This window comes from Telluria sp. AZSoR62, from assembly GCF_058111565.1.
This window is the reverse complement of record NZ_JBYTST010000518.1, coordinates 1-244: the sequence shown is the minus strand read 5'-3', so window position 1 is coordinate 244 and position 244 is coordinate 1. Positions and strand designations below refer to the sequence as shown.

Below are 244 nucleotides of genomic sequence, written 5' to 3'. Positions count from 1 at the left end.
ATGTACATGATCCAGAAAGGTTCGGGTGAAAACTTCGTACCTGCTAACGGACCTGTCGGGGGGCTCTTCGGCTTTGGCATGGTCGTCGCTTGCTGTTCGATATCTGCCTCAGTGACTGTGCAGGATATTTACACAAACAATATCGCTAAAGTTGATCACATTCCGTTAATCATAGCTGCGCCAGCAGGTCTATTTACAACCGCAGCGTACAGCATATTTGATAAGACCAATACAGCCTTTCAAT

General features: G+C 46.3%; 1 protein-coding gene. It reads left to right on the top strand.

The genetic code is table 11. The features are described from left to right. Positions 1-244: conjugal transfer protein TraG N-terminal domain-containing protein (locus AC3XQU_RS24600; RefSeq protein WP_489876725.1), on the top strand; the 244-nt coding region annotated here is incomplete at both ends.